At 42.9% G+C, this 11,063-nt stretch carries 8 protein-coding genes and 1 tRNA gene; 3 read left to right on the top strand and 6 right to left on the bottom strand.

The features are described from left to right. On the bottom strand, positions 1 to 117 hold a 117-nt coding region (locus WMO25_RS08720; RefSeq protein WP_349085015.1), incomplete at its 3' end, for a DUF951 domain-containing protein. Positions 118 to 411: 294 nt separating this feature from the next. On the opposite strand from WMO25_RS08720, the gene WMO25_RS08715 reads away from it, so the two are divergent. Continuing rightward, a complete protein-coding gene (locus WMO25_RS08715) occupies positions 412 to 1,224 on the top strand; it encodes a Cof-type HAD-IIB family hydrolase (protein ID WP_349085014.1) in 813 nt (270 codons plus the stop codon). 19 nt (positions 1,225 to 1,243) lie between these two features. Here WMO25_RS08715 and WMO25_RS08710 read toward each other — a convergent pair whose 3' ends face one another. The 3 genes from WMO25_RS08710 to WMO25_RS08700 form a co-directional block, all read right to left on the bottom strand. Then, positions 1,244 to 2,077, bottom strand: a complete 834-nt coding sequence (locus WMO25_RS08710; RefSeq protein WP_349085012.1) for a Cof-type HAD-IIB family hydrolase — start codon at positions 2,075 to 2,077, stop codon at positions 1,244 to 1,246. A 118-nt stretch (positions 2,078 to 2,195) separates the two neighbouring features. Continuing rightward, a tRNA-Met gene (locus WMO25_RS08705) sits at positions 2,196 to 2,269 on the bottom strand. 109 nt (positions 2,270 to 2,378) lie between these two features. Next, the gene (locus tag WMO25_RS08700) at positions 2,379 to 3,320 is read right to left on the bottom strand and encodes a hypothetical protein (protein WP_349085010.1); all 942 of its coding nucleotides are present in this window, start codon (positions 3,318 to 3,320) and stop codon (positions 2,379 to 2,381) included. 486 nt (positions 3,321 to 3,806) lie between these two features. On the opposite strand from WMO25_RS08700, the gene WMO25_RS08695 reads away from it, so the two are divergent. Continuing rightward, entirely contained in the window at positions 3,807 to 4,508 is a 702-nt protein-coding gene (locus WMO25_RS08695; RefSeq protein WP_349085009.1) for a FadR/GntR family transcriptional regulator, read from the top strand. A gap of 45 nt (positions 4,509 to 4,553) precedes the next feature. Then, positions 4,554 to 6,449, top strand: a complete 1,896-nt coding sequence (locus tag WMO25_RS08690) for a sensor domain-containing diguanylate cyclase (protein WP_349085008.1) — start codon at positions 4,554 to 4,556, stop codon at positions 6,447 to 6,449. 106 nt (positions 6,450 to 6,555) lie between these two features. On the opposite strand, the gene WMO25_RS08685 is transcribed toward WMO25_RS08690, so the two are convergent. Both WMO25_RS08685 and WMO25_RS08680 read right to left on the bottom strand, forming a co-directional pair. Continuing rightward, positions 6,556 to 8,925, bottom strand: coding sequence for a diguanylate cyclase domain-containing protein (locus WMO25_RS08685; protein WP_349085006.1), 2,370 nt, complete (start codon positions 8,923 to 8,925; stop codon positions 6,556 to 6,558). A 66-nt stretch (positions 8,926 to 8,991) separates the two neighbouring features. Then, positions 8,992 to 10,944, bottom strand: coding sequence for an EAL domain-containing protein (locus WMO25_RS08680; protein WP_349085004.1), 1,953 nt, complete (start codon positions 10,942 to 10,944; stop codon positions 8,992 to 8,994). Between the last annotated feature and the right edge of the window lie 119 nt (positions 10,945 to 11,063).

The raw sequence follows: 11,063 nt of genomic DNA, 5'->3' as shown, positions 1-11,063 counted from the left end.
CTCACAGCCGCAGCACTTTAATCTGAAATCCGCACCACTTCGAAGCACTTCCCAGTCAAAACTGCCGCAGGGATGCTTCTTCTTCAGCCGTACGATGTCGCCTGTTAAAATCTCCATTATGTGCCTCCTTGTATAGTTGTATCATCCACGCTATTTGCAAAGTATATGCCAAATTCTACTCACTTGTCGCTCTTTAAGTATAACGGGGATTTCTTCAGATGACAAGGCATTATCTGTTTTCTACTCTATTTCCATCCATCCATTCTTCTATCGAATAATAAGTCCTTCCTTCAAAACAAGCACTCTTTTCCTCTATACATTTTCAATAATATATGCTACATTGTAAATCGAACATCCTTATTTAACATTCAAATACTTCAACCCGGTAATTTATTTTTGGAGGAATTTACAATGCAGCATTCACTTAATCAGGTGCGCATGATTGCCACTGACATGGACGGCACTCTGCTGAACAGTCAGGACCAGATGCCCCGTGATTTTTTTGATATACTTAATCAAGTTCACAAACTCGGAATTCTTTTTGTCATTGCCAGCGGGCGGCCATACCCAACCCTTGCCATGCAGTTTGAAAGCTGCATGGACAAGCTTGTTTTTATGGCTGAAAACGGCGGATGTCTCGTCAACGGCGACCAGCTGGTTCATCAGGACATTCTTGATACGTATGCCCTTTCTTATCTTCTCGGGCGCTGCCGTCAGGTTCCCGGCGCCATTCCGATTCTCTCCGGTTTCAAAACGGCCTATCTCTTCGATCAGACATCGGATGATGCCCGCAAAGAAATAGGCCGTTACTATAAGAAAGTTCAGTATATCCATGACATCTCTGAAATTGATGCCCCAGTAAGCAAAGTGACTGTCTGTGACTTCAAAGGTGCCGAAAGCAATTCATTTCCGGCTCTGTCTGATGTCCGTGCACCTTTTAAAGCTACTCTGGCCGGCTACATGTGGACAGACCTCAGTCTTGCCGCCACAAACAAAGGCCGCGGACTCGCTGCACTTCAAAAAAATTATGGTATTTCACCGGATGAAACCATGGTTTTCGGAGACTATCTCAATGATTATGAAATGATGAAACAGGGCTATTTCAGCTACGCTATGGCCAATGCTCACCCTGATTTAAAAGCCATCAGCAACTTTGAGACATTGTCAAATGATGAAGATGGTGTACTGTACATCATTCGTCAGCTCATTCACAGCAGACAATAAACGGCGGAGATTTCGATAATTAAAGAACCCACTTCTCAATGGCCGCAGCAACACCATCCTCATCATTCGACAGTGTAACGTCATCTGCCATGGCCTTAATCTCTTCATCGGCATTTCCCATAGCCACTGCCAGGCCTGCTGCCTCAAACATGGTTCTGTCATTCATCGTGTCCCCACAAACCATGATCTGTTCCGGCATAATTTCAAGTTTCCCGGCCAGTTTCAGCAGACTATGACCTTTATTGGCTGTCGCAGCAGTGATTTCCACATTAAAACTATTGCCGAATACCACACTGAGCTCCGGGTCATTATGCATTTCATCAAACAATTGCTGTCTCAAGATCATATCATCAAAAGAGGCCAGCATTTTCTCTATATTAAACTTTCCCGAATAAACCCGTTCTCGCAAATCATCCACCGGTATTCTGGAAACCTTAATATACTCCTTGAACCAATCCGGGAAGTTTTTATAAACATGAAGTGCTCTGTTATAACTTTTTCTGTCAGCATAGGACTTACCATCATGATAAAACTCAATCAGCGCATCTATCTGAATTAAATGATCAATGACTCTGCATGCCGTCTTATAAGGTATAAAATCCGCATAGATAATACTGTCCTCCCACAAATCAACAACCGCTCCGCCATTGGAAGTCAGTGCATAACGCACCCCTGGAATTGAAGTAAAGCTCTCCGGCAAACCGGTCTTTTGCCGTCCGGTGGCAGGCATGACAATTACACCCTTTTTAATTGCTGCCGCAATCGCTTCCCTTGTTCTCTCTGTTATGACCTTCTCTGAATTAAATGTGGTACCATCCAAATCCAATGCTACAAGCTTAATCTCTCTCTCCATTCTGTACTCCTACAATAAAACATCTGCATCCAAAATCTAAGAACAATATGTAATAGGAAATTCCAACGGAATTTCCTAATTACACAAAAAAAGACTTGATATTCATCAAGTCTTTGAGTTGCGGGGGCCGGATTTGAACCAACAACCTTCGGGTTATGAGCCCGACGAGCTACCGGGTTGCTCTACCCCGCGATATTCTGTTAAGACTTATTGTTTCATAAGTCGTTACCCATTATAACGCTGATATAGAGCAATGTCAACCCCATTTTATCATATTTTTGAATTTTGTTAAAATCCTGCCTTATAAATCAATCTCTGAAGTCATAAACCCATACTGTGCATCTCCGTATTCCCAGCTGACGGTGACTTCATACACATATCCCGGCTCCACATCTCTGACAACAAACTCTCCGTCAGCACTCTTTTCTACATTGACTTCTTCTGCCAATGCATCCAAATCATCATCCACGGAAGCCGGATATTTATCTGAATTCCAACGGCGCACAGTCACCTTTGTCGGTGTCAGATCACAGCTGATGGTAAAGTCCGTCTTACCTGCATCCATGGACATTTTCTCCAGATTCTCCCACTGCATCACTGCTGAACCGCATGCTGTCACTGTGTTATCTTCTGAACTGTCCGTTTCAGAATCGCCTGAAGGCGCTGTCCATGTAGAGTTGCCCGGCCCGCTCATCAATGACATGGTCTGACCAAGAGATGAGCTGTAGACAACACCCACTGTCGGAACTGTACTTGTATCCGGTTCAGCAAAAACCATATCAATGACATCCTGGTACTGCTTCACTTCATCTGCCGTACCCTCACCGGTAACGACCATCTTGCTGACTCCCGGATACTGCCCCGGGTAGCTCTCCAGCATAATGCCGTCTCCATAAACATCCACATAATCTCCGACTTTTAAAATTTCAGATGTGATTTTTTTGCCGTCATTATCCTTCAGATCATTTGGAATAGATGTCGTAAACACCGTTCCGTTGTCTCTGTCTGCCAGAAGCCATGTGCCGTTCTTCCCTGCCAGCAAAATACAATGCTGCGCCGCTGAGACTTCATCACCGCTTAAATCACCTGTTTCCCTTTGATTGCCCGCTGTCTGACTCTCTGTCTGCGCTGCTGACTGGTTGTCAGTGGTCTGCGTGTTCTCTCTTCCTGCTTTCTGTCCGCATCCTGCAATTAATGCTGCTGTCAGACATACCGCCATCAAAATACCCGTTAATTTCTTCATCAATATAAACCTCCTGCATATCTGCTGTCTTTTTGCTTCCCAAAAAATTATTGTCCTTCTTGATTCATCTCAGGACTCGTACATCGTTGTGACAATAGATATACGTATGGCTTTATGATTTTTTATGGATAAATGAATATTTTTCTGTAAATGTTCAGAATCAATTACTTTCGAATGGCAGCTTCTGTACGAAAGGTCACTTCCATCTTTCTGTTTTTGCCTCCTTAATTCATCCGATGTTTCATTTTCCTTAAATACATCAGACCTTTTAACTGTTATTTTCTTCAAATTGTGCTTTTTCTCTTGTTTTTGCGTAAATACATCTGATGTATTTATCATATATTTATTCTGAAAAAAGCAATACTGGAATTTTATCTAAATTATTATCTACTTTTTTATACATTTTAACCTTTTGACATTCCCTTTAATAACCATTATTATAATTTATAAGAAGAATAGAACCAAAGAAATGGAGAAAATCATAGGATGATTTCGTCACCAGAAGAAAAAAGTCTTCCACAGAAAATATCAGAAGACATTATCACATTTATTTTAGAAGAAAAACTACAGCCGGGAGATAAGCTTCCTAATGAAACCGTCCTTTCCGAACATCTTAATGCCGGAAGGAGTTCCATCCGTGAAGCCATGAAACTCCTGGCTTCCAGAAATATCGTTACGATCCGCCAGGGCTCCGGTACCTATATTGCTTCATCCCCGGGGGTGGTGCAGGACCCACTGGGATTCACCTTTATCGGCAATAAACAGAAGCTGATTCATGATCTGCTGGAAGTGCGTTTTCTGCTTGAACCTTCCATTGCTGCAATGGCTGCTGCCCATGCCGATGAAAATGACATAAAAAAAATCACCGCACTTTGCGATGAAACGGAAGCATTATTAAAGAGGCATGATGATCACACCCAAAAGGACATTGAATTCCACACAGCCATTGCATTGAGCAGCAAAAATGTTGTTGTTCCCCGTCTGATTCCTGTCATTAACAGCTCTATTCCGCTGTTTGTTGAAACAACCAGTGGGGCTCTGCACGAAGAGACAGTCGAAACACATCGTGAGATTGCAGATGCAATTGCCGGGCACGACCCGCTGCGCGCTCAGGATGCCATGTATCTTCATCTGGTATATAACCGTAAGAGAATCCTGCTTATTGAAAAGAATACCGATCAGATATAATTTCACATGTCTCAGCAGCCGCACCATCAAAAGGAGGAGAACATTATGAACAAAATATGTAAATTCCTTACTCTTATTATTCTAATTGTTGTCGTTCTCCTGTTTGGAATTTATCAGTACCGCACCTTCATTCAAACAGAGATTTACCAGGAGAATTCTGAACATCTTCTGGCAACCTATGAACAGGTCAACCGGACCTTTACGCTGTTTACGCAACGCAACTGGAATGTCCTGTCTGACTGGGATGAATATCTGCAGTGTATATCAGATTCTGAGAATGCTGAAACGGTATGGCATGATTTTGCAGACCGGAAAAACAACTGGCAATACAGTGATTTCTATATGTTTAACGAACACTGTGATTTTCTTACAGCCAACAACCGGAAAGGCACTGCAGACAGTATCCGGAACTGTTTTCAGGAAATGTACAGCTCCGGATGCCCCACTATTTCTGACTATACTGCCAGCAGCGGCAAACATAAGGTCGTCTTTGCGATTCCGTTAAGCCATCCATTTTGCCTTAATAATATAACCTATACAGGCGTCGCTGTCAGTTACGATGTCACTACAGTAGAGGACATGATATCTAATAATGTATATGGCGACAAAAGCAGCTGTTATCTCGTCAATGCAAAGGGACACGTCATTCTTTCTCTGGAATCTCAATCGGAGTTTCTGTCAGAACATGAGAATCTGTTTACCTTTCTGAAGGACAATGCCGTATTTTCAGAGAACACATACGATGCCGTTGAACATGACCTTCAGAAGGTTGTAAAAGGCCGTGCTAAATTTAACAGTCAGGGGACTTCATATTACATGGTCTACCAGCCTGTTGGTCTCAATGACTGGAGCATTCTCGGAATTGTGCAGACAGCTGCTGTCAATTCCCCGGATGAAAAAATAATGCATGTTACCATTGCTGCAATCACCGTACTTGCCACCTGCCTGCTTCTTTTACTTCTCAGGCTGTCGTCCTTAAACGCAGAATACAAGCTGAAGCATCAGGAATTACTGCATCAGGCTCTAAAAGCCCAAAAAGAGCAGACCGATCAGCTATTTTACGGAATGACCTGCATTGTAGATCGCTATACAGTCGTTGACCTGTTGAAGGACAGATATGAATACCATGAATACAGTAGCAACAGCCTGTATCCCGAAACCGGCTCCTATCAGAATCTGCTCGATACGATTGCAAGAAACTATATCGTATTATCCGATACAGAAAATATAAAAATAAGCCATCTGCTGAACAAAGACTACCTGCAGAAAGTGCTGCATAAAGGAAACGGTATCATGAAAATCGAATACAGCAAACGAACAGAAAATGTTTACAAAATTATGAATGTCGTTGCTGTAGAATGGGATGAGGCAGGTATCCCGCAAAAAGTCATGATGATTGCACAGGATATCGGCAAACGACATGAACTGGAGAATCTTGCCAACACAGATGGCCTGACCGGCTTATTCAACGAGCGTTATTTCAGTTCTGTCCTGCACCGCAAAGAACAGAAAAAGCTTCCTTTTGTTCTGTACTATCTTGATCTGGATCATTTCAAGCCTGTCAACGATACCTACGGACATGATATGGGCGATAAACTCCTGAAAGCAGTGGCAGAACGACTTTTAAAATGTATCCGCAGCAATGACTTTGCTTTTCGGATTGGCGGAGATGAATTTGCACTGATTATCAGTGCAGAAATGGAAGATTCACTCTGCATGCAGACGAAAATGCGCATCGTCCAGTCTCTGCTTCTTCCTTATGAAATTGACGGCAAGACACTGCATATCGGTGCCAGCTGCGGCTATGCTGTCTATCCCCTGGAAACAGAAGATACCGGCAAAATCCGTATTCTTGCAGACCAGCGGATGTATGCAGAAAAAAAAGAAAATCATCGGAAAGCCGCAGAGTCTCAGTCCAAAGATCCTTCTCCAAATGGCTGAGTGCAAAAGAGGGGCTGTCGGGAAATGTAATTTTTCATCCCGACAGCCCCTGCTGCATTATCTTCTGATGCATCACAACGAGCATCAACTTTCTTCTAACTCTCTTCTATGACGTTCTTTTATTCTCATACATCCGTTTGTCTGCCTGGCGAATGGCCTCCATTATCGGATGGACACCACAGACACCGCCGATACTGACTGACAGATGCAAGGTCGGATATTCTGTAAATACAATATTCGCCACAGCTGCTTTGATTCTTTTGTTCTTCTCTGCCATATCGTTCTCCGACATCTTCGGAAAGAGCAGCAAAAATTCATCTCCGCCATAGCGAACCAGTATATCACTGCTACGGATACAGGACTTGATAGCTGCTGCAATATCTCTCAGCACCACATCTCCCGCCGGATGGCCATATGTATCATTCACCTGTTTGAACTGATTCACATCTATAATTTCCACACATTCCATGCCCTCCATATGAGTGAGATATGTCTCAAAATAGCGTCTGGAATATGTAGCTGTCAATGGATCCAGGAACAGTTTTCGACTCTCTCCACGACTTTTATCCAACAAAAACCTTGTTCCGTTTGCATCGATCCAACGTCCTTCATTCATCTTGGACAGCATTTCCATAACACACGGTGTTCCGTTAATACAAAGATATTTGGAAACGACATAATACATATCTGTCTTGGTAAACTCCAGCTTATTCAGCATTGTCTTCTGAGACAAAGCACGGGTCGAAATACAGTTTGTACAATTCCCCCCTGTCTCCCAGAAAGCCGCACAATGCTGGTCGGTTTTCCTCAATGTTCCATTATGATCCAATTCCAGCACTGCATTAGCTGTCGGATCTACAAGCCGAACAATGTCAAAAATCTTCCGAAGCTGATCAACAATAGCCTTTACTGCCATTCCATCTGCTGTATCACTTTCTGCAAGGCCATCCAGAATTGGGATATCTGCCGACACCTCCTGCGGCCTGACCAGCTGCCCGACTGCTCCGATATAATGTTCCGGGGACAGATCCGACCAGAGCGAATGTACCCTCAGATCACACCACTCATACTCATTTTCCTTTGGCATCATGATACTCATTGAAAATTCCCTGTTCTCCGGTGTCGTTGCATCCAATGCGTCTTTCAACCGGTGAAAATCCTTCTGACTCAGGCATGTAAAGCAATTGGTATCTGCAACATTTTTGACCGTATAACGGTACTGCGGCGGTTCATCCCAATTAGTAACATTGACCAGTCTGGAAACAGAATCATAATCAAATTGAATTCCACCTTTTAATGAGGCAAAAAAATTCATCCGCTCCTGCATGGATTCCAGCATATACTGAGAACGTTCACTGCTCGGTATCTCCGTTTTATTCATAATTTCCGTGGTCAGACGGTCTGCTTCACTGCGGTAGGGAGAATCTCCTGCGTCATACTGTGCGTCCATTCTGAGCCTCGGTGCAATATCCTGCAGGCACTTTAAAAGCAGCGGATTAAAGGCACCACATTCACCGGCCAGAATCATATCCAGTGCCGTTTCATGATCATAAGCATCCTTATAACATCTCTTGCTGGTCAGTGCATCATAAACATCTGCCAATGCAACCACCTGCGCTGCGATAGGAATCTGCTCTCCAATGAGTCCATCCGGATAGCCGTGTCCATCCCACCGTTCATGGTGCCATCTGCAGATTTCTCCGGCAATGCGCAGCAACGGTTTTTCCATTTTTGTCGTCATCTGATTGATAATATCCGCACCAATCGTTGTATGTGTCTTTATAATGCTGAATTCCTCCCGGGTCAGTTTTCCCGGCTTGTTTAAAATACTTTCAGGAATACTGATCTTGCCAATATCATGCAAGGCGGAGGCTGTTGTAATCATAACAATATCTGACTCGGACAGATGATATTCATCCGTCTTCTGAACCAGTCTGCGCAGCAGAAGTTCTGTAGCTGTACGAATATGAAGAATATGTTCTCCGCTCTCACTGTTCCGGAATTCCACAACATGACTCAAAATTCCAATCAGCAGATTATTGTTCTCTTCTTTTTCATAAATCTGATCTGCAACCATCTGCATCAACCTTTTCTGATTGGCATACAGATTGAGTATATTCTGTACACGTCTTCGCACTATAAACGCATCAAATGGCCTGCTGATATAATCTTCCGCTCCAAGGATATAAGCCCGTTCTATAACATCTTTCTTCTCCTCTGAGGATATCATGATTACAGGTATATCATTAATCCAGTGAAATGTATTCATCCGGTCCAGTACCTGAAAGCCATTCATTTCCGGCATATTAATATCCAGAAGCATCAAATCTATATTCATATCCTGCTGCAGAATATGAATAGCCTGACGCCCATTTTCCGCCTGCACATATTCGTATTCATCACCAAGAATCACCATCAGAATCTCCCGATTCATCTCCGCATCATCAACAATCATGATTTTCGCTTTTGTCTTCATGGATTCTGCCTCTTTTCTTCTGTATATTTACCCATCATGCGTTTCATAATCCGCTTTTTAATCAGGTCAAACCTTTTCTGATTGTTCCCCATTTACAGAAGCAGACATCGTCTCTGTCTGCATTAAACTTATAAGTGCTTTTTCAGGTAGCGGTTTCGAGAAATAATATCCCTGAATCATATCCACACCCCATCTGCTGATCAATTCCATCTCTTCTCTTGTCTCCACGCCTTCCGAAACAATATGATAGTTCATTTTGCGGAATGTTTCTACAACACTCTGGTAAAACTGCGCGCGCTTCTCATCATTGCAGATATCAAAAAGAAGTGAGCGGTCAAGCTTGATGGTAGAAAACGGAAGCCGCATCACCGTATTCAGATTGGCATATCCCGAGCCAAAATCGTCCAGACACAAACGAATACCTGCTGCTGTCAATCCGTCCACAACCATTCCCAGACTGGCGCTGTACTCTGTTGCAATTGTTTCAGTAATCTCAAACTGTATCCACTCATGCCTGATCTCATATTCATCCATCATACGGATAAAATGACTGCTGCAGTCATTCCGCATCAAATCCAGAGACGACAGATTCACCTTTACGTTCAGCAGGCGTGACATCAATTCCCTGTTTTCCTTCAGGAATCTGCAGATACGTCTGAACTGCATATCTGTAATCTGTTCAATCATATGATTCTTTTCTGCAATCTGAATAAACACATCCGGTGCAATCCAACCCAGTTCCGGATGATACAGGCGGCTCAGCGCCTCCACGGTAATAAATCTTCTTTCCCTGGTAGAATATACCGGTTGATAGTATACTTCAAAGAGATCTTCCTCAATTGCTTTGTGAAGATACTGTTCCACCCGTTTGTAATACATAAAACCATTCATTGTCTGGCGGTCGTCCTGTATCACTTCTGTCAGTCCGCTCTGCGGTGTCAGAGACTCCAGATATTCCGCATATTCCATGATCAGACCGCTTTCTTCAAGCTTCTGAGCATTGATAATGCCGCTTATAATTACCGGAACAGCGATATTTTTATCTTCCACATCCAACACCTTATTTACATCAAACAGCCTCTTCAATTTGGCAAAATAATATTCATATTCTTCCAGAGAAGAAGTCAGCACAAGAAAGCGCTTTCCGGTAATACGGGTCACCTTCTGACCACAGAGCGCTCCAAGCTGTCCGGCTATCTGCTGCAAAATAGAATCTCCCCCCTGTACCCCTGCTACCCTGTTAATATGCTTCAGCTGATACAGATACACTGTAATAATATGAAAAGATTTTCCTGACGCAATGAGTTCGCCCATCTTTCGTGTCAGATAAAGATGATTATATAAGCCGGTCAGACTGTCCAGATTGGCATTTGGATTGTTGATCGTAATGAACAATGCCAATATACCAAGACTCATTCCAAATCCAGTCATCAAAAGTGACTGACAAAACATCTGCAAGATCACACCGACACCGGATATCACAAAAATCTCCAAAAGTATTTTTTCTTTTTGAGGCCCAAGCTTTTTGCGCCAGAGCAGAATAAGCAATAATGCCACTGCAAAATGCCCCAACGCACTGACATACATCAGCAGATACCATGGCCCTTTCACATATCCCGCTGTCACATCAAAAGAAAAAAGCTTTTCCGTAAATGGATTTGTCAGAATCACACTAATCAGAACAAGGGTTGGCACACCGGATATAAACATCTTCTTAGCTGAAATGATTTTCTGCTCATGCAATGTCTGAATGTAAAAAATAAATGTAGCGGGAAGCAAGGCCTGCAGCAGATAAAATATCGTTGTCACGATGACTGCGGCAGTTCCCATATCGCTGTTGTATGAAGTAATATAGTAATTAGTGAAAAATTCAGCAACAACATCTGCCGTTCCAAGAACAGCAAAGAAAAGAAATACCCGGTTATTCAGATCCTCTGCTCTTTTCTGTCCCAGAAAATGCCACAAAATCAACAGCAAAATAATCATTGCCGAAATCAGAAAATCCATGTTGTAAATCATATCTGTCCTCCGCCGTGTTTCATTTATAAGAAAACATCATTCTGTCTGCCTGCATTTTCCAGTCACTGATAGAAAGCAGTGTTCCATCCGCTTTCCTCAGGTAACTGCAGCCAAATTCC

This window comes from Coprococcus intestinihominis, from assembly GCF_040096555.1.
Classification (GTDB): Bacteria; Bacillota; Clostridia; order Lachnospirales; family Lachnospiraceae; genus Coprococcus_A; species Coprococcus_A intestinihominis.
This window is presented reverse-complemented; position numbering and strand designations above follow the sequence as displayed.